Origin of the sequence: Janthinobacterium lividum (assembly GCF_011601275.1) — a bacterium.
Classification (GTDB): domain Bacteria; phylum Pseudomonadota; class Gammaproteobacteria; order Burkholderiales; family Burkholderiaceae_D; genus Janthinobacterium; species Janthinobacterium lividum_E.
Map to the genome: position 1 here is coordinate 485,287 of NZ_JAAOLY010000002.1, position 24,786 is coordinate 510,072.

The following is a 24,786-nucleotide window of genomic DNA, read 5'->3' on the forward strand; positions in this document are numbered from 1 at the left end:
ATTGCAATCGATTGCAATAGAGCGCTGCAACATGGAAATATTGTTGTTTTTAAGAGAATATTACGGACAATACAGAGGAAAACATGGGGAGGTTGAGACGATTACAGCGTTTTTCATGCTGCTGTGCAGCATAAAAATAAACGGGTGGATCTGAAATTATTGCAATCGGTTGCAATCTCTTGCCAACAGCTTCAGCGGCCCGAGGTGCGTACGATCAGCTCGGTTGGCAATTGCAGCGATGGCGCAGGCGCGCCGTCGACCAGCGCCAGCAGCGAGGCCACCAGCGCGCGTCCGGCGGCGCGGATCGGCTGGCGCACGGTAGTGAGCGGCGGATGGAAATACGCGGCCAGTTCGATATCGTCGTAGCCGACCACGGCCACCTGTTCCGGCACGGCCACGCCGCGCGCGCGCAGGGCGTTGATGGCGCTCATGGCCAGCAAGTCGCTGCAGGCAAAGATGGCGTCGAACGGCAACTGGCGGTCCAGCAGTTCCTGCACGTCCGTCGCACCGCCCTGCGGCAGGAAGGAGCCGGCCACGTACAGTTGCGGGTCCGGCGCCAGTCCTTGCGCGGCCAGCGCCTGCACATAGCCCTGGTGGCGCTGCGCCACTTCGGGCAGCTTGGCGTCGCCAAAGAAGGCGATGCGCCGGCGCCCCGCCGCCAGCAAGTGTTCCGTGGCCAGCCTGCCACCGGCGACGTTATCGCCGCCGACGGTGCAATACAGCTGCTGCGGCAATTGCGCGCCCCACACGACGATGGGCACCTGGCGTGCGGCCAGCTGGTTCAATTGGTCATGGTGGCGCCATTGGCCGATCAGGATGATGCCGATCACGCGGCCGCTGTCGAAGGACTGGGCGGCCGCATCGAGCGTCTCGGCATCCACGCGCGAAATGAGCATGTCGAAGCCCTGCTCCGTCAACGCATCGGCCAGGCTGCCCAGCATGCTCAGAAAGAAAGGATCGGACAGGTGCTGGCGCGTGGCCGCGTCATACGGCACCACCACGCCCACCGTGCGGTTCTGTTTCAGGCGCAGATTTTGCGCGCCGATATTGATGGAATACTTGAGCGAACGGGCCAGCGCGATGACGCGCGCGCGCGTCTCTTCATTGACCAGCGAACTGCCGCTCAGCGCGCGCGACACGGTGGACGTGGACACGCCGGCCAGGCGCGCGATATCAGCCATCTGCAAGCGCTGCTGCGCCTTCGAGTCGGAACCGGTCATCGTGCGCTCACTGCGGCGCGGTGTCCTTGAACGATGGCCGCTCGGACAGTTTGTCGAACAGGCGCGCCAGCGCCGGGTGATCCGCGCGCCAGTCGATTTCCGGGAAGCGGAAGCTGAGCCAGCCCAGGGTGCAGCCCACGGCCACGTCGGCCAGGGTGTAGTTCTTGCCGGCGCAATAGGCGCTTTCGCCCAGGCGCGCTTCCAGCGCCGCCAGGCCCAGGGTGACTTTGTCCAGCTGGCGCGCGATCCAGGCCGCGCTTTGCTGTTCGGGCGGACGTTGCGTGCGCTCCAGGCGCACCAGCACGCCCGCGTCGAGGATGCCGTCGGCCAGCGCTTCCCAGTTCTTGATATCGGCCCGCTCGCGGCCATTGCCGCCGGCCGGCAGCAGCTTGCACACGGGCGTGAGCGTGTCGAGGTATTCGACGATGACTTTCGAGTCGATCAGCGTGCTGCCATCCTCCATCACCAGGCAAGGCACCTTGCCCAATGGATTGGCCTGGGCGATGCGGGTTTCCGGCGCCCACACGTTTTCCAGCTCGAAGACATAGTCGAGCTTTTTTTCCGCCAGCACGATACGGGCTTTGCGGACATACGGGCTGGCGAGGGAACCGATCAGTTTCATAGGTACTTTAAGGTAAAGGAGCAGCAAGCAGTATAGCATCGGCGGCAGCGGTGTTTGGCAGCACGCGCCCGGCGGCCTCCAGTATGTGGCAGGCACGCCGCATCGGCGCCGGATTCGTCCAAAATGGGGGCCATCCGCAGTCGACGGACGGCTGGCCAGCGGCCAGCGGTGGTAAAATCGCCCTTTACTGTGGCGCCGTCAATGTTGCTGTATTGCAATAACCCTGCCCTCCCCGCGCGCCACACGCCAACCGTTTCTTTAACTTGCGTCCGCTCTCATGACTTCTACTACTCCGTATTCCACGCTGTCGGCCCTGTCTCCGCTCGATGGCCGCTACGCCAGCAAGACCGATCTGCTGCGCCCGATCCTGTCCGAAGCCGGTTTCATGCACCACCGCGTGAAAGTGGAAATCTCCTGGCTGCAAGCGCTGTCGCAAGCCGGTTTCGCTGAAATCAAGCCTTTCTCGGCAGAAGCGAGCGCCCTGCTCGACAAGATGGCGGCCGATTTCTCGGAAGCCGACGCGGCCCGCATCAAGGCCATCGAAGCGGTCACCAACCATGATGTCAAGGCGGTCGAATACTGGCTGAAGGAACAAGTGGCGGACGTGCCGGAACTGGTGGCGGCGTCGGAATTCATCCATTTCGCCTGCACCTCGGAAGACATCAACAACACCTCGCACGGCATGATGCTGAAAGCCGCGCGCGATGGCGTGATGCTGCCCGCATTGAACGGCCTGGTGACCAAGCTGACGCAGATCGCGCACGACAATGCCGACGTGCCGATGCTGTCGCGCACGCACGGCCAGACGGCCAGCCCGACCACCCTGGGCAAGGAATTTGCCAACGTCGTAGCCCGCTTGCAGCGCGCCGTAAAACGCATCGAGCAAGTGGAAATCCTCGGCAAGATGAATGGCGCCGTCGGCAACTACAACGCCCACCTGTCGGCCTACCCCGGCTTCGACTGGCCGGCATTCTCGCAGGCCGTCATCGAACAGCGCCTGGGCCTGGTCTTCAATCCGTACACCATCCAGATCGAGCCGCACGACTACATGGCCGAACTGTTCGACGCGTTTGCGCGCGCCAACACCATCCTGCTGGACCTGAACCGCGACATCTGGACATACGTCTCGCTGGGCTACTTCAAGCAGAAACTGAAAGCGGGCGAAATCGGTTCGTCGACCATGCCGCACAAGGTCAACCCGATCGACTTCGAAAACTCGGAAGGCAACCTGGGCCTGGCCAACGCCGTGCTGAAACACCTGTCGGAAAAACTGCCCGTCTCGCGCATGCAGCGCGATTTGACGGATTCGACCGTGCTGCGCAACATCGGCGTGGGCCTGGGCTACACCTTGCTGGCGTATGACAGCTGCCTGCGCGGCCTGAACAAGCTGGAAGTGAACCACGCGCGCCTGGCGCAAGACCTGGACGCTACCTGGGAAGTTCTGGCCGAGCCCGTACAAACCGTGATGCGCCGCTATGGCATCGAAAACCCGTACGAACAGCTGAAAGAGCTGACGCGCGGCAAGGGCATCTCGAAAGAAGCGCTGCAAACCTTTGTCAACGGCCTGGCCATTCCGCAAGATGCCAAGGACGTGCTGCTGACCATGACGCCGGGTAACTACATCGGTATCGCGGCGCAATTGGCCAAAGCCATCTAAGCAGTTTCCACATGGGGATCTTCCAATCCCACTCCCGCGGGGCGGCCAGCACACAAATGCTGCCCGCCCCGCGGTTTTTCCGGCAATCTTTCTTGTAGAATCTCCGGCACGCAGCGCAATTTGCTTTTCTTTGGTATATTAGGTCGAATTAGTCCTAATACGTACTACTTTCAAGAAAGCCATCGATGCAACGCTACACCACCACCGCCATCATCCTGCACTGGCTGACCGCCCTGCTGATCATCAGCGCCTTCGTCATGGGCCTGGTCATGGTCGACATTCCCGGCCTGACGCCCACCAAGCTCAAATATTTCTCCTGGCATAAATGGCTGGGCGTGACCGTGCTGGCCATCGCCGCCATCCGCCTGCTGTGGCGCAAGGCCAACGTGCCGCCGCCGCACCCGGCCAGCATGGTTGCCTGGCAAAAGAAAGCGGCCGACGCCATGCACGTGCTGCTGTACATCCTGATCTTCGCCGTGCCCGTTTCAGGCTACCTGTACACGCTGGCCGCCGGCGTACCCGTGGTCTACCTGGGCCTGTTCCAGCTGCCCGTCATCATGGCGCCGAACCCGGAACTTAAGCCACTTTTAAAAGAGATTCATTATGTTCTGAACATGACGATGGCTGCCGCCGTGGCCGCCCATGTGCTGGCGGCGCTGAAGCACCAGTTCATCGACCGCGATGGCGTGCTCAAGCGCATGCTGCCCTAACACCGACTTCCCCTTGCTCACTGAAAACTACAGGAAAAAAACAAGATGAAAACCACCCAACGCATCGTCCTCGCTTCCCTGCTGGGCCTGTCCGTGGCTGCCACCGCCGCCACCCTGCTGAAAGTCGATCCCGCCAAGACCAGCGTGTCGGCCGTGTTCAAGCAAATGAACGTGCCCGTGGAAGCGAAGTTCAAGAAATTCAATATCGCCATCGATTACAACCCGGCCGCGCCGGACGCCTCGAAGGCGTCGGTGGAAATCGAGACGGCCAGCATCGATATCGGCGACCCCGAGTACAACAAGGAAGTGGCGAAGAAAGAATGGTTCAACTCGGCCCAGTTCCCGAAAGCCACCTTCGTCTCGAGCAGCATCAAGGCCGCCGGCGCGGGCAAGCTGACCGTCACTGGCAAGCTGAGCATCAAAGGCAAGACCACCGACGTGACCTTCCCCCTGGCGGTGAAAGCCGATGGCGGCAAATATGCCTTTGACGGCGCCCTGCCGATCAAGCGCCTGACCTATAACATCGGCGAAGGCGAGTGGAAAGACACGAGCATGGTTGCAGACGAGGTCACAATTAAATTCCACGTCGCAGCGCAATAACAACCCCAAAACCTGTTCAACTATAGGATCTGCATGAAATTTTCGCACTTGATGATCGCCGTGCTGGCAGCCGCCGGCGCGGGTTCGGCCATGGCCGCTACCGACACCTACAACCTCGACCCGACGCACACTTTCCCCAGCTTTGAAGCCGATCACATGGGCATGTCCGTCTGGCGCGGAAAGTTCAACAAGACCAAGGGCACAGTGACCCTGGACCGCGCCGCCAAGACGGGCAGCCTGGACCTCGTCATTGATGCCGATTCGATCGACTTCGGCCTGGACGCCATGAACACGCACGCGAAAAAAGCGGACATGTTCAACGTCGAGAAATTCCCTGAAATCACCTACAAGAGCAAGTCGCTCAAGTTCAACGGCGATCAGCTGGTGGAAGTCGATGGCGAACTGACCCTGCTGGGCGTGACCAAGCCCGTCAAGCTGAACGTGAGCAAGTTCAAGTGCATCATGCACCCGCGCTACAAGCGCGAAGTGTGCGGCGCCGACGCCACGGCGGAATTCAAGCGCAGCGACTTTGGCCTGAACTACGGCATGCCGGCGTTCTCGCCGGAAGTCAAGCTGGCCATCCAGGTAGAAGCGATCAAGGCCGACTAAACACGACCTTGCCGCCCAACAAGCCCGCCTCGCTGCCCGCAGCCAGGCGGGCTTTTGCATGCGCCACGCGAATCCGCTGGACTTTTCTATCGTGCGGCATCACTATCCATTGGCATGATGTTGTTCTGACATGGCACACCCACTTATCCACGCGCGGAGGACTACATGAATTTCATTATCTGGATCGTTATTGGCGGCGTCATTGGCTGGCTGGCCAGCATGGTCATGAAAACCAATGCGCAACAGGGCATCTTCCTCAATATCGTCGTCGGCATCGTCGGCGCCTTCCTGGGCGGCTGGCTGCTGGCGCCCCTGTTCGGCACGGGCACCATCAATAGCGACAATTTCAGCCTGGCTTCGTTGCTGGTCTCGTTCCTGGGCGCCGTCATCCTGCTGGGCATCGTGAATCTTTTACGCCGCGGCAAAATACGCTAAGCAGACAAAAAGCAGCGTATTCAGCAAGTGGCCGGGCCGCGCAAGCGCCCGGCCATTTTTTATTGTCGCCAAGACACGTATGTACAAATACCACAGCCGCCGCACGGAAAAATGCCCGTTACCAGCCCGTTTCTGCCCCTGCCTCAAGCAAAATAATGCCATTCAAGCAAGCACATGCGAACATGCTGCTCGGAAAATGTGATTGACTAGTGCGAGTTCGATACGGATACTCTATGTCGCCCGCTGCACAATCAGCGGGTACTCCGCTGATTCCGACTTCCCTACAATGTAAAAGAACAGAACTCGAATGAAAAAATCTCTCATCGCGCTCGCCATCCTGAGCAACTTCGCACACGCCGACGAAGGCATGTGGATGCCCCAACAGCTGCCACAAGTAGCCAAGGAACTGAAAGCGGCCGGACTGAAACTCGATCCGACCAATCTGACCAAACTGACCGAATTCCCGATGGGCGCCATCGTCAGCCTGGGCGGCTGCTCGGCATCGTTCGTCTCGCCGCAAGGCCTGGTTGCCACCAACCATCATTGCGTCTACAACAGCGTGGCGGTCAACTCGACCAAGGAACGCGATTTGCTGGCCAACGGTTTCCTGGCCAAGACGTTCGCTGAAGAATTGCCGGCCGCCCCAGGCAGCCGCATCTTCGTCACCTCGGCCGTGACCAATGTCAGCGACAAGATCATTACCGCCGACGTGGCCAAGCTGCAAGGCAAGGCACGCATCGACGCGATCGAGAAAAACCAGAAGAAACTGGTCGCCGAATGCGAAAAAGAAGCGGGCTTCCGCTGCACCGTGTCGGCCTACTACGGCGGCCTGGAGTTCTACCTGATCAAGCAACTGGAAATCCGCGACGTGCGCCTGGTGCACGCGCCTCCAGCCGGCGTGGGTAAATTCGGCGGCGACACCGACAACTGGATGTGGCCACGCCACACGGGCGACTACGGTTTCTACCGCGCCTACGTCAGCAAAGACGGCAAAGCTGCCGACTTCAGCAAGGACAATGTGCCTTACCAGCCAAAACACGTGCTGAAACTGGCCAAGGATGGCTTGAAAGAAGGCGATTTCGTCATGGTCCTGGGCTACCCTGGCCGCACCAACCGTCACCGCCTGCCATCGGAAGTGGCGTACACGTTTGACTGGAACTACCCGGCCTTCGTAAAAGCGTCGGGCGAAACCCTGGCCATCATCGCGCGCGAAACCAAGGACAACAAGGATGTTGCCCTGAAATACGCGGGTCAGGTGGCTGGCGTGAACAATTACTACAAGAACCGCCAGGGCATGCTGGACTCGTACGCGGGCAGCGACTTCCTGGCGCGCAAGACGGCAGAACACGAAGCCCTGAAGACCTGGGTCAACGCCACGCCAGCACGCAAGGCCGAATTTGCCGGCGACATCGAACAAGTGGAAAAGCTGATCGCCGAGCGCGATGCCGACACCAAGCGCGACTTCTTCCTCAGCTACGCACAGCCGCGCCTGCTGAACACGGCACGCAGCCTGTACCGCCTGTCGAACGAAGGCACCAAGGCCGATACGGAACGCAAGTCCGGCTACCAGACGCGCGACTTGCCACGCCTGGAAGCGGGCATCACTTCGGTCGAGCGCACCTACGATGAAAAAGTCGACAAGGCGCTGGTACTGAACAGCCTGACCAAGTACGCCGCGCAACCGGCAGCACAGCGCCGCGCCAGCTTCGACGCCGCCATCGGCATCAAGGACGGCATGTCGCCAGCCGACCTGTCCGCCGCCCTGGACAAACTGTATGCGGGCAGCAAGCTGGCCGACAAGGAAGAGCGCGCAGCATGGCTGAAACGCACGCCAGCCGAATTCCAGGCCAGCAAGGACAGCTTCATCCAGGCAGCAGTCGCCATGTACCCGGATTCGCTGAAAAACGAAGCGGAAGACGAAGAACTGGCCGGCAAGATCCAGCAAGCCTACGCCAACTACATGAAAGCCAAAATTGCCTTCATGAAGAGCAAGGGCCAAGCCGTCTATCCTGACGCCAACAGCACCCTGCGCGTCACGTTCGGCAAAGTGGCCGGCCGCGACCATGGCGCCGACGGCACCACCTGGTCTGCCTTCACGACCGTCAATGGCGTCGTTGCCAAAGCCACGGGCCAGGGCGAATTCAATGCACCGGCAAATCAACTGGCCGCGATCAAAGCCAAGGACTTCGGTAAATTCGTCGATCCCAAGCTGAAAACCGTACCGGTCGACTACCTGGCCACCCTGGACATCACGGGCGGCAACTCCGGTTCGGCTGCTCTGAACGCCAAAGGCGAATTCATCGGCCTGGCCTTCGATGGCACCCTGGACTCGATCATTTCCGATTGGGACTACAACAAGGCCAACACCCGTTCGATCCAGGTCGACCTGCGCTACATGCTGTGGAACATGAAACACATCGATCACGCAGACAACCTGCTGAAAGAAATGGGCGCTGAATAACAAGAAGCAATAACCCGGCAACGGGCGCTTTAGCCTGAGCCACTCCTGCGGGAGTGGCTTTTTTTCGCCTAGCGTTTTACCTTGGTGAAACGGTAAGGCACGGCTTGCTCCTCGCCAAACACCTGCGCCCTGCCACTTCCCAAGGGCAGCATCACTCTCCGGCCGTCCTGCAGCAGCAAGGCCAGGTCGGCGCCGGGAAAGCGCTGCGCCAGCAGCGGATAGGCTTGCCGGGCGATACCGGCGGCGGGAATCACGATACGGTAGTCGCCACCGCCAAAGTCCAGCAGCAGCGCGGGAGCCTCAGGCCCCGGCAGCGCCGTGATACGCAGGCGCGCACTTCCCTTGACGAATTCGAGGGCCGACCACAGGGGCAAAGGGCGTTGCGTGGACCCGGTCTGCAGCTGCGGCGCGTGGCCCGCCAGCGCCGACGTCAGCAAGACGTCGGGCCGTTCTTCGGACACTGCGCCATCGACGGCCAGCAGCCAGCCCCGGTAGCGTATCAGCGCGCCTTGTGCAGCGGCTGTGACGGAGCCGCCCTGCGCCACCGGTCCCGTGCCTGCTGGCAAGCGCAATGGCGCCGCCTGTGCCGCCAGGCAAGCCCACCACAGCAGAGCCGCTATCGCCATCGCTGTCAGCGTCTTCACCATGCCGCCTCCCCCTCGCGCGTGAAACCTATTCATAACACAAGTGCGGCCCGGGACCTCTGCCGCGCCTCAAGGCGCCAACGCCGGTGCTACAATTGGCCCCTAGCGGGCGTACTTACCCAGCGCGCCTTCCCCCTCCCAGACTCAGACCGCTATGCCACCAGACTTGCGCACGACCTACGAACTCGGTAACCATAACCAGACCACGACCTGGCTGGAATGCATCACCTTCTATCAAGATCTCGCCGCACGCTATCCGCACGTGCTGCATTTCGAACAGATCGGCCTGTCCGACTCGGGCGTGCCTATTCACGCTGGCGTCGTCAGCGCGGACGGCGTGTTCGACCGTGAACAGATCAAGCGCGCGGGCCGCACCGTGTTCTTCAACAACAACGGCATCCATCCGGGCGAACCGGAAGGCATCGACGCCTGCATGGCGATCGTGCGCGACCTGTGTACGCAGCAGGAACGCCTGGCGGCGCTGGGCAGCACCGTGCTGCTGTTCATTCCGATCTACAACGTCGATGGCAGTCTGAACCGTGCCAACACGTCGCGCGTGAATCAGGATGGCCCGGAGCAATTCGGTTTCCGAGGGAACAGCCGCCACCTGGACTTGAACCGCGATTTCATCAAGTGCGACAGCCTGAACGCGCAAGTGTTCAACCGCCTGCTGGCCAGCTGGGACCCGGACGTGATGGTCGACACGCATACGTCGAACGGCGCCGACTACCCGTACACGATGACCCTGATCCACACGCAGACGGACAAGCTGGGCAATGGCCTGGGTCCCTTCCTGCAAGACACCATGCTGCCGCACATCTTTGCGCAGATGGAAAGCGCCGGCTGGCCCACCTGCCCGTATGTGAACCCCGTCAAGGATAGTCCCGACCACGGCATCGCCGAGTTCCTCGAAGTTCCCCGTTTCTCGACCGGCTTTGCGGCCTTGCATCACGTCATCGGTTTCATGCCGGAAACGCACATGCTGAAACCGTTTGCCGACCGCTACGCTTCCATGCGAGCCCTGCTCGACATCACCATGGCATTCACGGTGCAACACGGCGAACAGATCAAGCAACTGCGTGCGCAAGCCAAGGCGGCGGGACGCACGCAAGCCCAGTGGCCCATCCACTGGAGCATGAACGAAGAACAGCCGTCGACCTTCCCCTTCAAGGGCTATGCGGCGCAATACACGCCGAGTATCCTGGGCGATTACCAGCGCCTGTCGTACGACCGCTCGCAGCCGTGGGAACGCGATATCAAGTATTACAACCGCTTCGATGCGGACGTTACCGTGGCCGCGCCGAAAGCCTATGTCGTGCCCCAAGCGTGGCGCGAAGTCATCGAGCGCCTGCGCTGGAACGGCGTCGAAATGTCACGCATTACCGCCGAACAGACGGTAACGGCGCGCTACTACCACATCACCAACGTCGGCACGCGCGCCACGGCCTACGAAGGTCACATGTTCCACGACACGGTCGACGTGGAAGCGCGCACGGGCCAGTTCACCGTGCAGGCGGGCGATTATGTTGTCAGCCTGGACCAGGATAATGCCCGCTATGCCGTGGAAACCCTGGAACCGCAGGCGCACGACAGCTTCTTCCGCTGGGGTTTCTTCAACAGCGTGCTGGAAAAGAAAGAAGCGTTTTCCGATTACGTGTTCGAGGACATGGCGTCCGAACTGCTGCGCGATGAGCCGGCGCTGGCGGCCAAGTTCGCCGACTGGAAAGCGGCCAACCCTGCCCTGCTGAGCAATCAGGAAGCCGTGCTCGACTTCATTTTTGCACACTGCCAGCGCTTTGCCGAGCCTGAATGGCGGCGCTACCCTGTGATCGCCCTGATGTAACTCCGGGCTGTAGCGAATGCAACATCCTGGCGCCGCATCGGAGACCCCGGTGCGGCGCCTCTTTCTGTGCCCTGCCCACAAGGTAATCCCATGCACTACGCACTGAACCTGCGCACCTTTATTTATAGCCATTATTTTTACCTGGGCTTGCGCGTGGCCATCGGCCTGGTCGGCCTGACCCTGCTGACCCTGGAAATCAGCGACAGCGCCACCGCCATGACGGTATGCATCGGCGCCCTGTGCACGACCCTGATGGACATGCCCAGCCCGCTGCGCCACAAGTTCAACGAGATGCTGGCTTCCGTGCTGCTGTGCAGCGCCGTCACTTTATTGATCAGCCTGTGCGGCCCGGTGCAGTGGCTCTTGATGACAGTGCTCGTGCTCGTCAGTTTTCTCGCCAGCATGATGGTGGTGTACGGCAAGAAATCCATGCCCTTGCAGCTGGCCGCCCTGTTCATCATGACCATGTCGATGGAGCATCAGATGACGTGGCAGCAATCGTTTCACCACGCGGGCCTGTTCATGCTGGGCGGCTTGATCTATCTGGCCTACGCCATGGCCATCGCCTGGGTCTTGCGCCACCGCATCAAGCAGCAAGTGCTGGCCGAAGCCCTTTTCGAATTGGCCGCCTACATCGACATCAAGGCCGATTTCTACGACACGCGTTTTAACCTGACGGAACAGTTCAACAAGCTGGTGCGCCACCAAAGCATCCTGGCCGACCGCCAGCAGGCGTCGCGCGATCTGATTCTGCGCAGCCACAAGAACAGCAAGGACGCCATCGTCGTGCAAGTGCACGTGTGCATGCTCGATCTGTATGAACTGATACTCTCGACGCACACGGATTACGCGCTGCTGCGCCAGCACCTGGCCGACTCCGACGTCTTGACATCGCTGCACGACCTGGCTTACAAGGCGGCGCGCGACATCGAATCCGTCGCCTACGCCGTCACGCGCAAGCGCGCTTCGTATGCGCAGATCAGCTATGACAAGGAATGGGCCGATATCGAAGGAGAAATTGCCCGCCTGCACGCAAAAGGCGACAGCGCGCAAGAGGCACTGGCGACGTTACGCGCGCAGCGCAACAAGATCCGCGCCATTCTGAAAATGATAGCCGAGCTGCACCTGGCCACGCAAAAAGTCTACGACAATGTGCCGTTCTGGAGCGGCGCGGACATGGCACCGTTCCTGTCGCAGCAGAAATACGAATTGAAGACCCTGCTGGCCAACCTGCGCCCGGACTCGCCCGTGTTCCGCTTCGCCCTGCGCGTATCGATGGCTATTTCCGTGGGATTGCTGATCGGCCACTGGCTGCCGTATGCGGCGCACAGCTACTGGATCGTGCTCACCATCGTCATCATCCTGCGCCCCACCTTCAGCATGACGCGCCAACGCCGCGCCGACCGCATCATCGGCACCATCATCGGCTGCGTGGTCACGGCCATCGTGATCCGCTTCGTGCACAGCAATATCGTGCTGATGGCCATCCTGTTCCTCTCCATCGTGGCCACGCCCACCTTCATCTATTTGCGCTACCGCTACACGGCCATCGCCGTCAGCCTGATGATCTTGCTGCAAATGCACCTGGTGGCGCCCAGCAACCCGAACCTCGTCAGCGAACGCCTGATCGATACCCTGATCGGCGCGGCCGTGGCCACCGTGTTCAGCTTCGTGCTGGCCAACTGGGAGTACCAGAGCCTGCCACGCCTCGTGCGCCAGGTGCTGAACGTGAACCTCAGCTATATGCAGGCCAGCTTCGCGCTGCTGCAAGGAAAGTGTTTCGATGATTTCGCCTACCGCATCGAACGCAAGCGACTGATGGACAGCCTGGCCGCGCTCAGCTCGGCACTGGTGCGCATGCTCGACGAACCGGCCAGCAAGCAGCGGGCAGTGGAAGACATCAACCTGTTCATCGTGCAAAATTACTTGCTGGTGGCCCACGTGGCGGCGCTGCGCTCGATCCTCGGGCGCCATGCCAGCCAGCTGCCCGTCGCGCCCGTCAACGCCCTGCTTGGGCACAGCCATACGCAAGTGTGTCTGACCCTGTCGCGCGCGCTGGACCAGCTCGACGACAAGGCCGCCATCAGCGCCCCGCTGGCGGCCCCTGCCGCCCCGCCCGTGAGCGAAGTGGACTGGTCGGGCTGGCCGCTGGTCAAAAGACGCATCCGCCTGTTGCAAGCCGATGCCGACAAGATCGTGGTGCATAGCGCGGCGATCGTGCATATCGTGGCCCCCAGATAATTTTTTGGGGGCGCCCTGGCGCAAGTGGTGTCATCAGGAGGTCATCTGGCCTCTCTATGCTGCCATGGTTTTTCCACTTCCAGCCAAGGTCATCCATGCACGCATTTCCCCTGAGCCGGCGCCTGCCGCTGGCGCTGGCCATCAGCGCCGCCCTCGCCCTTGCCGCCTGCGGCGGCTCCGATCACCAGGAAGCGGCGCTCGTCATTCCCGCCGCGCCCGCCGACCAGGGCGCGCCCGATACGGCGCCGCCATCGGCCACGGCCATCCCCTTTGTCGACAATATCGCCAGCAACCAGCGCGGCGATGCGCGCTACGCCACGGCCGCCACGAATGCGGGCGTGCGCGTGCTGATCGGCATGCTCGACATCTGGAAACCGTTGACGGAAATCGTCGATGCCGGCGTCTCGGCGCCAGCCGTGGACGGCTTCCCCGCCGTCGTGCCTTCCGCCTGGACGGGCGTGCCCAACGATGGTACGCCAGGCGGCACCATCGTCAATGCCAGCGTACACAATGCCAACATCGATTTCGTCGTCAAAGCCACGACCAGCCGCACCCCGGCGCAGGAACTGGCCGCCTACCTCGATGACCGCCGCGGCAAGGGCTACAGCATCACCGACGGCATGGGTCCGCTGACGGACGCCTGGCGCAGCGCGGCGCGTCAGACCACCAGCATCACCGACATCGCGCCGGACGCGACAAGCAAACTCTACAACGACAGCGGCAGCAACACGGGCGTGGCGGGCAGCGCCAATGCTGAATTCGGCAATGTGGTGGGCCTGGTCAACGCCATGGGAAACAATGGCTCGACGGAACCGGCCAAGCGCTTCTACAAATATGCGCGCCCGTTCCGCTGGAGCAGCAATGTGGCCGTGATCCCGGCCCTGCTGCTGGCCCGGAGCGCCACGCCTGCCACCGATGGCGGCTTTACCAGCGGCCATTCTGCCGAAGCCGTGCGCGGTGCGCTGGGCATGGCGTATGCCTTGCCCGAGCGCTACCAGGAAATGGTGGCGCGGGGGCTGGAACTGGGCGAAAACCGCATCATCGCCGGCATGCATTCGCCGCTCGACGTGATCAGCGGCCGCGTGCAGGCGCAAGCCATCGTCGCCGCCAACTTGCTCGACCCGGCCACGGCCGCCACCAAGGCCGCCGCCGTGACGCAGGCGCACACGACCCTGATGGCGAAAACCGGCACCACGGCCGACACCTTCTATGACTACGCCCATTCGGGCAGCGGCGCCAACGACCGCTTTTCGGACTACGCCAGCACCAAGGCCGCCTATATCCGCCGCCTGACCTTCGGTTTCGCGCAGACGGGCGCCGCCAATGCGCCGGCCGTCGTGCCGAAAGGCGCGGAAGTGCTGCTGGAAACGCGTTTGCCGTACCTGTCCGATGCGCAGCGCCGCGTGGTGCTGAAAACAACGGCCTTGCCATCGGGCTACCCGGTGATGGACGATGCAGAAGGCTGGGGCCGCTTGAACCTGTTTGCCGCCGCCGATGGCTATGCCGTCTTCACGGGCAATGTCGTCATCAGCATGGATGCGGCCAAGGGCGGCTTTTACGCCGTCGACCGCTGGCGCAACGACATCGGCGGTACGGGCAAGCTGAACAAGCAAGGCACGGGCACCCTGAAGCTGGGCGGCAACAATAGCTGGAGCGGCGGCACGCAGCTGGAAGGGGGCCGCCTGGAAGGCTTGTCGGCCACGGCCTTCGGCAAGGGCGACGTGTATGTCAGCGGCGGCACCCTGGTCAGCAATGCCCAGTCCGGCCTGGCGCTGGCCGGCAAGTACACGCAGCTGGCCACAGGCAACCTGGAATTAAAGCTGGGCAGCGGGCAGCAAGGCCGCCTGAGCGTGGCGGGCCAGATGACGGTGGCGGGCGGCAGCCTGAAGGTGACGTTCCAGAACGGCTACAAGCCGGCCGCCGGCGACACCCTGACCGTGCTGCAGGCCGCCAGCCTGAAAGGCAAGTTCGACAGCATCACCGTCGATGGCTTCAAGGTGACGCCGACGTACACGGCAACGGGCTTGCAGCTGCGTCTGGACGTATAAGCTATTTGAGGTAGCGTTCGAACCAGCCGATAGTACGTTTCTGCAAGTCGCGCTGGTGTTCGGGCTTGCGGAAGGAATGGCCTTCGCCGTCGTATATGAACAGGCTGGACGGCACGCCCATGGCGCGCAGGCCGTGCCAGAATTCCAGCGACTGGGCAGCCGGCGTTTCCACGTCGCGCTCGCCCACGTAGATCAGGGTAGGCGTCTTGGCCGCCTTGATCGATTCGATGGGCGACGCCTTGCGGTAGACGGCCGGATCGTCATAGGCGGAGGCGCCAAAGAACGGGATCATCCACTGGTTGATCCCGTTCTGTCCGTAATAGCTGATCCAGTTCGACACGCCCGCGCCCGCCACGGCCGCCTTGAAACGGTTGCTGTGCGTGACGCCCCACATGGTCATGAAGCCACCATACGAATGGCCGATCAGGCCCAGGCGCTCGCCGTCGACGGGCGCCACTGTTTGCACCGCATCGATGCCTGCAAGAATGTCGCGCCAGTCGCCGCCGCCAAAGTCGGCCATATTGGCGCGCGTAAATGCCTGGCCCTGGCCAAAGCTGCCGCGCGGATTGGGCAGGAAGACGAAATAACCTTTTTGCGTCAATTCGTGGATCAGGGTGCCCGCTCCCACGTAACGGGGCGAGGCAGCCGCGCCGGGCCCGCCATGCACGTTGACGATCATCGGGTGGCGCTTGCCTGCGTCCGTCTTCAACGGCCCCAGCAGCCAGCCCTGCACCTTGTATTGCTCGTTGTTCCAGCCTACGTTCTGCACCGTCAACTGCGGCGCAAAGCCATCATTGTCGCGCGTGATCTTTTTCAGCTGGCCCACCGGTCCCGCCACCAGGTAGCTGGCATGGGTAAAGTCTTCCTGCGCGGCCGCCGCTTGCGAGCCATCGGCGCTGAAGGACAGACGGCCATCGCTGCCGCTGCTGCTGAGCTCACCGAGCATCACAGGTTGGCTGGGGCCGGTCTGCGCATCGACGGGCACCAGCGCCAGCTGCGAATCGATCAGGGCCGTGGACAGCAAGCCGGCGCCGCGCCAGACGACGCCATTGAAGGTGCCGCGGTAGTCGGATGTGAGATTGCGCGGCGTGCCGCCGGCCAGGGGTACCGTGTAGATATCGCCGCCGATGGAGCCGAAATCGCTCATCAGGCCCCCGATGAAGACCACCGTCTTGCCATCGGGCGAAACCGAAGGCAAGTTCAGTTGCATGGCAGGTGACGCGATCACGCGCAGGGCGCCTGTGGCCGCATCGATATGGCTGAGCTTGGCGACCCACCAGTTGCTGTCGCCATTGCCCTGCGCGCTGGTGGCGACAAAGCCGCGGCCATCGGGCGTCCAGCTGTATTCATACACGTAGGTATCACTTGGTGACAGCAGACGCGGTTCGCCGCCGCTGGCCGGCACGACGGCGATGCGTTGGGCGTCGTCTTCGCTGCCCACTTCGCCCACCTGGCGCGCGCCCGCCTCGACGGCGCCGGCCAGCTTGCGCGCGCCCACCGTCGCGAGCAAGGCCAGTTGCTTGCCGTCCGGCGACCAGCGCGCCGTGCTGGCCACGCCCTTGATGCTGGTCAGCTTCCGCACTGGCGCCTGCAACAGGGTGGCCAGGTACAGCTGCGCCGTGCCCGCCTTGGCGTCGTAGCCGATAAAGGCCAGCTGCCTGCCATCGGGCGACCAGCTGGGCTTGTCGTAGGAACACACGGCACATGGATCGAATTGCTGCACGATGGCGCCGTTGACGGCGTCGCGCACGACGATGGCTGCGTGCGGGCGCTGCGCTTGCTCGCCCGCCTTGTTCGATTCGATGGCGGCGACGCGCCGGCCATCGGCGGACAGGGCTACGGCGCGGTAATCGCGCAATGCCGGCTCGGTTGCAGGAGCGGCCTGCACCGTGGCGCTAAAAAGGCTGCTTGCCAGCACGCCGCAGGCGGCCAGATCAGTTATTTTCATCATGTAAATTCCGGTTAGAAATAAAAAAAACCGCCGGCAAGCGCGGCGGTTTTGGATGGAACAGACTGCACTAGCGGGCCTTCTTGCCCAGGTGCGAATGCCGCATGCTGTACAGGAAGTAAATGGCCACCGTCACCGTCATCCAGATACTAAACACGACAAACGTCGTATGCGGCAAATCGCGCATGATGTACAGACAGGCGAGTACGCTCAGGCCAGGAATCACATACGGGCCGAACGGCACGCTGAAGCCTTCGATGCGGTTCGCGCCCTGTTTGTGGCGCAGCACGGGCACGGCGATCGACACCACCATGAAGGCCGTCAGGGTGCCGATGCTGACCATGTCCCACAGGTAAGTCGCATCGATGGAGCCGGCCACCACGGCCACCACGAGGCAGACGATGATGGTATTGCTGACCGGCACCAAGGTGCGCGGGTGGATCTTCTGGAACGATTTCGGGATCAGGCCGTCGCGGCTGACGGCAAACAGGATGCGCGTCTGGCCGTAGATCGTCACGAGGGTCACGCTGAAGACGGAAATGACGGCGCCGGCCGACAACACCAGCGCGGGCCAGGTCTTGCCCGTCACGTTTTGCAGGATCACCGCCAGGCCCGCTTCCTGGCCTTCGAACAATTTCGCCTGTTGCGCACCGAGGGCGGCCACGGCCACCAGCAAATAGAACACGGTGACGATCAGCAAGCCATACAGGATGCCGCGCGGAACATTGCGCTTGGGGTCTTTCACTTCGTCACCCGCAGTGGCCACTGTATCGAGGCCGATGAAGGAGAAGAAGACGGTGCCGGCCGCGGCCGTCACGCCCGTCATGCCGGCAAAGCCCTTGCTATTGTCGGTATTGAAGAAGGGCACGAAGTTGTCCGCATTGAAGCCGGAGAAGGCAATGGCAATGAAGAATACGAGGATGGACAGCTTGATGACGACCATGATGGCATTCATCAGGGCCGATTCCTTGGCGCCACGCAATAGCAGGAAGCCGCACATGCAGATCAAAAAGATCGGTGGCAAGTTGATGTGGCCGGCATGAAATTCCATGCCGTGCGGGCCGGAAACAATCATCGGCGTGCGCAGCATCTCGGGAATGTGCCAGCCAAACGCATTTTCCAAGAAATTGTTCAGGTAGGACGACCAGCCGATGGCCACGGCACTGCCCGCCAAGCCGTATTCGAGCAGCAAGCAGGCGGCCATGATGAAGGCAAGAAACTCGCCCACGGTGGCGTAGGCAAACGAATACGAGGAGCCGGAGGCGGGGATGCGGAACGACAATTCCGCATAACACAGGGCCGTCAGGCCGGCCGTGATGGCGGCGATCAGGAAAGACAGGACGACCGATGGACCTGCCTTGGGCACGGCTTCGACCATGGTAAAGAAAATGCCCGTGCCGATGGTGGCGCCGACGCCGATCATGGTGAGGGAAAACAGGCCGATGGACCGGCTCAAACCACTGCTGCTGAGGCCTTCACCATATTCGACCGTGGTATCGATCGGCTTGGTGCGGCAAATTTTCTGGACCAGGGTTTGGCTCACTAGCATTCCTTTATGAGGCATACGTCTTTCGTATGACGGGTAAAAACAAATAGCGCTCCGGCCCTACCTGGCAGAAAACCGGAAAGATCGCGTCCATTTTAAAAACTAAGCGATTATAGGGCTTTCATCGGCTCAGCTAAACAGAACTTTGATGCAAGGAAACAACGCCAGGCGTGCGCCACGTAATGCGCATAGGCGCTAGCGGAGCGTGAGATTGCCTAGATGAAAGAAAAAGCGCGCCGCTGCAGGGGCAGGGGCGCGCTTCTGGTTCAGCTCAGTTCAGCTGAATTACTTCTTGCCGTGTGGCACATCGGCCGGCGGCCAGCCTGCTTCGTAGCCTTGCGGCACGTCGTCGCGGCGCTCTTTCGGCGCCAGGCCCAGCGCGTAGTACAGCACAGTCAGCAGGATCAGCCAGGCCGGCCCCACCATCAGGGCGATGCGCGTATCGGGGAAATACGCCATCAGGCCGATCACCAGCGCCAGGAAAGCCAGCGAAATCCAGGAACCGTAGGGCGCGAACGGCATGCGGAAGACCAGGTTCTTGATTTCCAGCGGCGTCAAGGTCTTGCGGAACTGGATTTGCGTGACGAGGATCACGCCCCAGGTCCAGACGGCGCCGAAGGTGGAAATCGAGGTGACCCAGATAAACACTTTTTCCGGCACCAGGTAGTTCAGCAGCACGCCCAGCAGCAGCGCGAAGACAGACACGAGGATGGCGCGGCGCGGCACGCCGCTGGCCGTCGTTTCCGCAAACGCCTTCGGCGCCTGGCCTTGCAGCGCCAGGTTATACAGCATGCGGCCCGTGCTGAAGATGCCGCCATTGCACGACGACAAGGCTGCCGTCAGCACGACGAAGTTGATGATGCCGGCAGCCGTCTTGATTCCCAGGCGTTCGAACGTCATGACGAAGGGGCTGCCGGTGGTGCCGATTTCATTCCATGGGTAGATCGACAGGATGACGAACAAGGCGCCGACATAGAAAATCAAAATGCGCCAGAACACGGAATTGATCGCGTCGGGAATCGATTTCTTCGGGTTCGCCGCTTCGCCAGCCGTCAGGCCGATCATTTCCACGCCCAGGTAGGCAAACATCACCATCTGCAGCGACATCAGCACGCCCTGCGCGCCATTCGGGAAGAAGCCGCCATGCGTCCACAGGTTCGAGATGCCGATGGCCACGCCGTCGTTGCCCAGACCGAAGATGATCATGCCCGTGCCGCCGACGATCATCAGGATGATGGTGACGACCTTGATCAGGGCGAACCAGAACTCGAACTCGCCGTAGGCTTTCACGGCCAGCAAGTTGATGGCGCCCATGGAACCGAGGGCCGCCAGGGCCCAGATCCAGCGCGGCACGTCGGGGAACCAGATGCCCATGTAGATGGCGACGGCGGTAATTTCCGCCACGCACGTGACCAGCCACAGGAACCAGTAGTTCCAGCCCGTCAGATAGCCTTGCAGGGGGCCCAGGTAATCCTGGGCGTAGCGGCTGAAGGAGCCGGCGACCGGATTGTGCACGGCCATTTCGCCCAATGCGCGCATGATCATGAAGATGACCGCGCCACCGATGATGTACGACAGCATGATGCCGGGACCGGCCATCTTGATCGCGTTGCCGGAACCCAAAAACAGGCCCACGCCAATCGCGGCGCCCAGCGCCATCAGGCGGATTTGCCGCTCGCCCAGGCCGCGGTGCAAGCCTTGTTCACTCGTTTTCATTACGTGTCTCCGTTTTTTTCTTGAATACACCGATCCCTCCACCCCAATGGCGGTTCCGCTCTTGCTGGAAAGGAGGAAAAGGCGCGCCGGCGGCAAGCGCCGGCATGCTCAGATGATTAGGCCAGTTCGGCGATCAGCTCGATCTCGACGCAAGCGCCCAGCGGGATTTGCGCCACGCCGAAGGCGGAGCGCGCATGCTTGCCGCTGTCGCCGAAGACTTCGACGAACAGTTCCGAGGCGCCATTGGTGACCAGGTGCTGTTCCGTGAATTCGGAGGTGGAATTGACCAGGCTCATGACCTTGACGATGCGCTTGACCTTGTTCAAGTCGCCGCCGCACGCGTCTTGCAGGGTCGCGATCAGTTCGATGGCGATGCCGCGCGCGGCGATCTTGCCTTCTTCCGTGGTGACGTCCTTGCCCAGTTGGCCAACCCAGACCTTGCCGTCCTTCTTGGCCAGGTGGCCGGACAGGAAGACGGTGTTGCCCGTGCGGGCATGCATCACGTAGGCGGCAGCTGGTGCGGCAACGACTGGCAGTTCGATGTTGAGGGCTTTGATTTTTTCGTAAAACGACATGCTATTTCTCCAAGAAAACAATATAAGCGAAACCAAAATTCATGCACGGCAGGGCACGCAGGATGACGCCCTGGCAGCGCGGTAGTGACCGACAACAGTGCCAGATTAAACGTCATCATATTGGTGAACCAGCAGTTTTAGTTCACAAATAGGCCCGGTTATTCAGTGGATTATACCGACAATCAAACAAAATTCAGCATCGGTTCATGAAGCATGCTCTGCAGGCATCGAGCGTGACTTTTTTCATTAAATTGTCACTTGTGCAATGTCAAGCCCTCCGGGTCAAGGTTTATCGCCTCCAGAAATGCCCGGTCGTGCGAAACCACAAGTAACGCGCCCTGATATTGCAGCAGCATCTGCTCCAGCGCCTGCAGGCTGGCCAGGTCCAGATGATTGTCCGGTTCGTCGAGCAGCAACAGTTGCGGCGGCGCCTGCGCATACAGTTCGACCGCCAGCGCCACCTTCAGGCGCTCGCCGCCGCTGAGCAGCTGGCTGGGCATGATGGCGCGCGCGCCGGCAATGCCCAGCAGCGCCAGCCGCGTGCGCAGCTCGCCTTCCGGCACGATGCTGTTGCGTGCCTGCAAGCGCTGCACGGCGCTGCGCTCGCCGTCTTGCAGTCCCGCATGCTGGTCCAGCCACGCCACTCGTGCGTGGCACAGTACCTCGCCGCCGGCGGGCGCCAGCTGCCCGGCGATCAGGCGCAGCAGGGTCGACTTGCCGCTGCCGTTATTGCCCGTCACTGCCAGGCGGCGCGGCCCACTGATGACCAGGCTCACAGGCTGGGCCTGGCCATAGGGCAAGACCAGATCGCGCAATTCCAGGATCAGCTTGCCATTCGGCACGGCACTGTCGGGCGCCAGCAGCAACCGCTCCATCTCGGGCGCGCAGCGGGCGCTGGCGTCCATCACTCTTTGCTGGCGCGCCTGCTGCGCCTCTTGCGCGCGCAGACGCAGCTTGCCCTGGCTATCCTGGCTGTTGTCCTTTCTCGCGCCCAGCAGCAGCTTGCTCTGATTGCCTTCGCGGCCGTCTTTTTCACCACGCACCACCCGTTTCTGCTGCCGTTCGGCCTGCTGCTGCGCCTCGCGCTGTTCGCGTCTGGCGCCCGCCTTTTCCGCCTGCAGCGCGGCCGCAAAACCGGCCTGTTCCAGCGCGCGCTGCTGCGCATACATCGCGTAATTGCCGCCATAGCTGCGCAAACCCTGGCTCGACAGCTCGGCAATTGTATCGACATGCTCGAGCAAGCCGCGATCATGGCTGACCAGCAGCAAGCCGCCCGGCCAGCGCGCCATCTGCGCCACCAGGCGGGCGCGCTGCTGCACGTCGAGATGGTTGCTCGGTTCATCGAGCACCAACCAGTCCGCCTGCGACAGCCAGGCGCCCTGCAGGGCGACGCGTTGGCGTTCGCCGCCGCTCAGGCTGGCCGTTGGCGTAGCGGCATCCACATGGCGCAAGTCGAGCGCATCGAGCGCCTGGCGCAAACGGGCGTGGGCATCCCAGCGATCTCCCACGAGAGCGTAATCGGCTTCGTCAACGCTGCCTTCGGCGATGCGCGCCAGCGCCGCCAGCACATCCTCCATGCCGGCGAGCGCCGCCACGGTAGGATAGCGCTCAGGATCGAGTTCCTGCGCCACGTAATGCACGCTGCCGTCGCAGCGCACGGCGCCGGAAGACGGCGGCGCCTGGCCCGCCAGCAGGCGCGCCAGCACGCTCTTGCCCACGCCGTTATCGCCGACAAGGCCGATACGTTGCGGGGCAAAAGAAAATTGCAGATCGGAAAACAGGGCGCGGCCATCAGGCAGCACAAAGGAAAGACGGTCGAGTTGCAGTAATGCGGGCATGGATACTCCTTGAGCAAGGCTGGCGAATCCGCGCGGCGCAATGGCGCGCTGGCGGGATGGGCGAGGCCGTGCACAGCACGGCAGTATCAATGGCGCATGTCGAAGCGTCCTGGAGAAATGGATGAAGAAGCGTCAGTGTAGCAGACGAGACACGTTAGCGCTGGCCCAGGGTCGTGTCGCCGAACAGGTTCTTGTATTCGCGCGGCTGCGAGCGCCAGTACTGCGGCGGCGCCTGCACTTGCGCGCCCAGCTGGGCCGCCGCATGCCAGGGCCAGCGCGGGTCGAACAGGATGGCGCGTGCCAGCGCCACCATGTCGGACTGGCCGTTGGCGATGATGTCTTCCGCCTGCTGCGCTTCCGTGATCAATCCCACGCTGATGGTGGGCAAGCCGCTGTCGCGCTTGATGCGTTCGGCGAACGCCACCTGGTAGCCGGGACCCACGGGAATCTGCTGCTGCGGCGAAATACCGCCGCTGGAGACGTGGATGAAGTCGGCGCCCAGTTGCTTGAGCTCTTGCGCGAAGCGCACGCTTTGCTCGATTTCCCAGCCGCCTTCGACCCAGTCGGTGGCGGAAATGCGCACGCCCACGGCTACCGAGGCAGGCACGGCGGCGCGCACGGCCTCATAGACTTCCAGCGGAAAACGCATGCGGTTTTCCAGGCTGCCGCCATACGCATCGGTGCGCTGGTTGGCCAGGGGCGACAAAAACTGGTGCAGCAGATAACCGTGCGCCGCATGCAATTCGATGCCTTCGATGCCGAGCGCATGCACGCGCTGGGCGGCCGCGACAAAGGCGCCCTTCACTTGCAGCAAGCCCATCTCGTCGAGCGCGATCGGCACGGTTTCGCCCGGTGCATGGGCGATGGCGGACGGGGCCACCGTTTGCCAGCCGCCCTCGGCCAGGTGCACGCAGGAACCACCCTGCCAGGGCGCGCGGCTCGACGCCTTGCGTCCCGCATGGCCCAGCTGCACCACCAGCGGAATCGGCGAGTGCCGGCGGATCGCCTGCACCACCTTGGCCAGCGCAGTCTGATTCGCATCCGACCACAAGCCCAGGTCCTCGGCCGAGATGCGTCCCTCGGGCGAGACGGCGGTCGCTTCCGTCATCAGCAAGCCCGCGCCGGACAGGGCCAGATGGCCCAGGTGGATCATGTGCCAGTCGGTGGCGTTGCCGTTCTCGGCCGAGTACTGGCACATGGGCGCGATGGCGATGCGGTTGGCCACGTGCAGCGGCCCCAGTACATACGGCGTGAATAGCTGGCTCATGGCGGACTCCGAAAAAGGGCAAGCACCGATTCTACTGTGCTTTGAAAAGCGCGGCTTACACCTGCTTACGTTTGATACAGCGCAAGGGCTAGCCTTGCGCGGGCGGGGCCGCTAATCTGGACACATCAATAACACCCGCAGTACCACCCCAGGAGAACACATGAACACGACGACTACCGCCAGCCGCATCCACCCTTTGATGGCCGGCGCCGCCATTTCCGTGACGGTCCTGTGCCTGGTCGGCGCGGCATCCATCGCCGGCATCCTGCCCAATTCGCGGGCGACCGTGCCTGCCACGGCTGCCGTGCCTGCCGACGTGGCCGCCATGACGCCGGCCGCCGCCGCCCTCGCAGCGCCCGCGGCTGCCCCGCTTGCCGCGCCTGTTGTCGCGCAAGCCGCTCCTGCACCAGCCCCCGCACCCGTCGTGCACAAGCGCGTCGTGCACCACACGCAAGTGGCGCAAGCACGCCCTGCCTACAATGACAACAATGATGGCTACCGCGAGACGGCCTACCGCGAACCCGTACGCCAGCAGCAGCCAATACCTGCGCCGGCGCCGGCACAACCCAACTACGTGGGCATCGGCACGGGCGCCGTCATCGGCGGCTTGATCGGCAATCAGGTAGGTGGCGGCCGCGGCAAGGCGCTGGCGACGGTGGCCGGCGTGATCGGCGGCGGCATGCTGGGCAATGCAGTGCAGAACCAGGTCGAGCAGCAACCGCAACGTTAAAAAACCTGCTGCGCGTCGCGCTTTGCGGCCTGCGATGCTCACTGTGCTTCAGCACAGTTGCGCTTCTCGGCCACAA

Annotated in this window: 19 protein-coding genes; 10 read left to right on the forward strand and 9 right to left on the reverse strand. The window is 62.3% G+C overall.

Going from position 1 to position 24,786, the window contains the following annotated elements; translation table 11 throughout:
* Positions 1–191 precede the first annotated feature (191 nt).
* Together GYK42_RS04980 and GYK42_RS04985 are read right to left on the reverse strand one after the other, a co-directional pair.
* A complete protein-coding gene (locus GYK42_RS04980) occupies positions 192–1,220 on the reverse strand; it encodes a LacI family DNA-binding transcriptional regulator (RefSeq protein ID WP_240943452.1) in 1,029 nt (342 codons plus the stop codon).
* Positions 1,221–1,227: 7 nt separating this feature from the next.
* Positions 1,228–1,842 (reverse strand): glutathione S-transferase N-terminal domain-containing protein, encoded by a 615-nt coding sequence (locus GYK42_RS04985; RefSeq protein WP_166446557.1) that lies wholly within the window; start codon positions 1,840–1,842, stop codon positions 1,228–1,230.
* Positions 1,843–2,119: 277 nt separating this feature from the next.
* Between GYK42_RS04985 and purB the strand changes: the two genes are divergently transcribed.
* From purB to GYK42_RS05015, 6 genes are all read left to right on the forward strand, one after another.
* Positions 2,120–3,499 carry an adenylosuccinate lyase gene (gene purB, locus GYK42_RS04990; RefSeq protein WP_166446558.1) on the forward strand — a complete coding sequence of 460 codons (1,380 nt, stop codon included), beginning with the start codon at positions 2,120–2,122 and terminating at the stop codon, positions 3,497–3,499.
* A 185-nt stretch (positions 3,500–3,684) separates the two neighbouring features.
* Positions 3,685–4,209 (forward strand): cytochrome b, encoded by a 525-nt coding sequence (locus tag GYK42_RS04995; RefSeq protein ID WP_046684510.1) that lies wholly within the window; start codon positions 3,685–3,687, stop codon positions 4,207–4,209.
* A gap of 45 nt (positions 4,210–4,254) precedes the next feature.
* Positions 4,255–4,809 carry a YceI family protein gene (locus GYK42_RS05000; RefSeq protein ID WP_139090541.1) on the forward strand — a complete coding sequence of 185 codons (555 nt, stop codon included), beginning with the start codon at positions 4,255–4,257 and terminating at the stop codon, positions 4,807–4,809.
* Between the two features lie 33 nt (positions 4,810–4,842).
* On the forward strand, positions 4,843–5,418 hold the full coding sequence (locus tag GYK42_RS05005; protein ID WP_034747598.1) for a YceI family protein: 576 nt from the start codon (positions 4,843–4,845) through the stop codon (positions 5,416–5,418).
* 165 nt (positions 5,419–5,583) lie between these two features.
* The gene (locus GYK42_RS05010; protein ID WP_034778894.1) at positions 5,584–5,853 is read left to right on the forward strand and encodes a GlsB/YeaQ/YmgE family stress response membrane protein; all 270 of its coding nucleotides are present in this window, start codon (positions 5,584–5,586) and stop codon (positions 5,851–5,853) included.
* 307 nt (positions 5,854–6,160) lie between these two features.
* Positions 6,161–8,314, forward strand: coding sequence for a S46 family peptidase (locus tag GYK42_RS05015; RefSeq protein WP_166446559.1), 2,154 nt, complete (start codon positions 6,161–6,163; stop codon positions 8,312–8,314).
* Positions 8,315–8,382: 68 nt separating this feature from the next.
* Here the strand turns inward: GYK42_RS05015 and GYK42_RS05020 are convergent, their stop codons facing one another.
* Complete coding sequence (locus tag GYK42_RS05020) at positions 8,383–8,961, reverse strand: hypothetical protein (RefSeq protein WP_166446560.1); 579 nt, start codon at positions 8,959–8,961, stop codon at positions 8,383–8,385.
* Between the two features lie 151 nt (positions 8,962–9,112).
* On the opposite strand from GYK42_RS05020, the gene GYK42_RS05025 reads away from it, so the two are divergent.
* From GYK42_RS05025 to GYK42_RS05035, 3 genes are all read left to right on the forward strand, one after another.
* Complete coding sequence (locus tag GYK42_RS05025) at positions 9,113–10,801, forward strand: M14 family zinc carboxypeptidase (protein ID WP_166446561.1); 1,689 nt, start codon at positions 9,113–9,115, stop codon at positions 10,799–10,801.
* Between the two features lie 90 nt (positions 10,802–10,891).
* Entirely contained in the window at positions 10,892–13,042 is a 2,151-nt protein-coding gene (locus tag GYK42_RS05030; protein ID WP_166446562.1) for an FUSC family protein, read from the forward strand.
* A gap of 95 nt (positions 13,043–13,137) precedes the next feature.
* Positions 13,138–15,090, forward strand: a complete 1,953-nt coding sequence (locus GYK42_RS05035; RefSeq protein ID WP_166446563.1) for an acid phosphatase — start codon at positions 13,138–13,140, stop codon at positions 15,088–15,090.
* Position 15,091: 1 nt separating this feature from the next.
* Here GYK42_RS05035 and GYK42_RS05040 read toward each other — a convergent pair whose 3' ends face one another.
* The 6 genes from GYK42_RS05040 to GYK42_RS05065 form a co-directional block, all read right to left on the reverse strand.
* Entirely contained in the window at positions 15,092–17,041 is a 1,950-nt protein-coding gene (locus GYK42_RS05040; RefSeq protein ID WP_240943453.1) for a S9 family peptidase, read from the reverse strand.
* A gap of 67 nt (positions 17,042–17,108) precedes the next feature.
* Positions 17,109–18,581 carry an amino acid permease gene (locus tag GYK42_RS05045; protein WP_072457304.1) on the reverse strand — a complete coding sequence of 491 codons (1,473 nt, stop codon included), beginning with the start codon at positions 18,579–18,581 and terminating at the stop codon, positions 17,109–17,111.
* Between the two features lie 288 nt (positions 18,582–18,869).
* Positions 18,870–20,300: an amino acid permease gene (locus GYK42_RS05050; RefSeq protein WP_166446564.1), complete on the reverse strand. Its 1,431-nt coding sequence runs from the start codon at positions 20,298–20,300 to the stop codon at positions 18,870–18,872.
* Between the two features lie 116 nt (positions 20,301–20,416).
* A complete protein-coding gene (locus GYK42_RS05055; RefSeq protein ID WP_058048365.1) occupies positions 20,417–20,875 on the reverse strand; it encodes a RidA family protein in 459 nt (152 codons plus the stop codon).
* 254 nt (positions 20,876–21,129) lie between these two features.
* Entirely contained in the window at positions 21,130–22,713 is a 1,584-nt protein-coding gene (locus tag GYK42_RS05060; RefSeq protein WP_166446565.1) for an ABC-F family ATP-binding cassette domain-containing protein, read from the reverse strand.
* A 154-nt stretch (positions 22,714–22,867) separates the two neighbouring features.
* A complete protein-coding gene (locus GYK42_RS05065) occupies positions 22,868–23,980 on the reverse strand; it encodes an NADH:flavin oxidoreductase/NADH oxidase (RefSeq protein ID WP_166446566.1) in 1,113 nt (370 codons plus the stop codon).
* A gap of 160 nt (positions 23,981–24,140) precedes the next feature.
* On the opposite strand from GYK42_RS05065, the gene GYK42_RS05070 reads away from it, so the two are divergent.
* Positions 24,141–24,710, forward strand: a complete 570-nt coding sequence (locus tag GYK42_RS05070) for a glycine zipper 2TM domain-containing protein (protein WP_166446567.1) — start codon at positions 24,141–24,143, stop codon at positions 24,708–24,710.
* Positions 24,711–24,786: the final 76 nt, after the last annotated feature.

Bases quoted from the DNA above. Each gene is read 5' to 3' on its own strand.
- GYK42_RS04980 (WP_240943452.1), bottom strand. From the start codon at position 1,220: ATGACCGGTTCCGACTCGAAGGCGCAGCAGCGCTTGCAGATGGCTGAT.
- GYK42_RS04985 (WP_166446557.1), bottom strand. From the start codon at position 1,842: ATGAAACTGATCGGTTCCCTCGCCAGCCCGTATGTCCGCAAAGCCCGT.
- purB (WP_166446558.1), top strand. From the start codon at position 2,120: ATGACTTCTACTACTCCGTATTCCACGCTGTCGGCCCTGTCTCCGCTC.
- GYK42_RS04995 (WP_046684510.1), top strand. From the start codon at position 3,685: ATGCAACGCTACACCACCACCGCCATCATCCTGCACTGGCTGACCGCC.
- GYK42_RS05000 (WP_139090541.1), top strand. From the start codon at position 4,255: ATGAAAACCACCCAACGCATCGTCCTCGCTTCCCTGCTGGGCCTGTCC.
- GYK42_RS05005 (WP_034747598.1), top strand. From the start codon at position 4,843: ATGAAATTTTCGCACTTGATGATCGCCGTGCTGGCAGCCGCCGGCGCG.
- GYK42_RS05010 (WP_034778894.1), top strand. From the start codon at position 5,584: ATGAATTTCATTATCTGGATCGTTATTGGCGGCGTCATTGGCTGGCTG.
- GYK42_RS05015 (WP_166446559.1), top strand. From the start codon at position 6,161: ATGAAAAAATCTCTCATCGCGCTCGCCATCCTGAGCAACTTCGCACAC.
- GYK42_RS05020 (WP_166446560.1), bottom strand. From the start codon at position 8,961: ATGGTGAAGACGCTGACAGCGATGGCGATAGCGGCTCTGCTGTGGTGG.
- GYK42_RS05025 (WP_166446561.1), top strand. From the start codon at position 9,113: ATGCCACCAGACTTGCGCACGACCTACGAACTCGGTAACCATAACCAG.
- GYK42_RS05030 (WP_166446562.1), top strand. From the start codon at position 10,892: ATGCACTACGCACTGAACCTGCGCACCTTTATTTATAGCCATTATTTT.
- GYK42_RS05035 (WP_166446563.1), top strand. From the start codon at position 13,138: ATGCACGCATTTCCCCTGAGCCGGCGCCTGCCGCTGGCGCTGGCCATC.
- GYK42_RS05040 (WP_240943453.1), bottom strand. From the start codon at position 17,041: ATGATGAAAATAACTGATCTGGCCGCCTGCGGCGTGCTGGCAAGCAGC.
- GYK42_RS05050 (WP_166446564.1), bottom strand. From the start codon at position 20,300: ATGAAAACGAGTGAACAAGGCTTGCACCGCGGCCTGGGCGAGCGGCAA.
- GYK42_RS05055 (WP_058048365.1), bottom strand. From the start codon at position 20,875: ATGTCGTTTTACGAAAAAATCAAAGCCCTCAACATCGAACTGCCAGTC.
- GYK42_RS05060 (WP_166446565.1), bottom strand. From the start codon at position 22,713: ATGCCCGCATTACTGCAACTCGACCGTCTTTCCTTTGTGCTGCCTGAT.
- GYK42_RS05065 (WP_166446566.1), bottom strand. From the start codon at position 23,980: ATGAGCCAGCTATTCACGCCGTATGTACTGGGGCCGCTGCACGTGGCC.
- GYK42_RS05070 (WP_166446567.1), top strand. From the start codon at position 24,141: ATGAACACGACGACTACCGCCAGCCGCATCCACCCTTTGATGGCCGGC.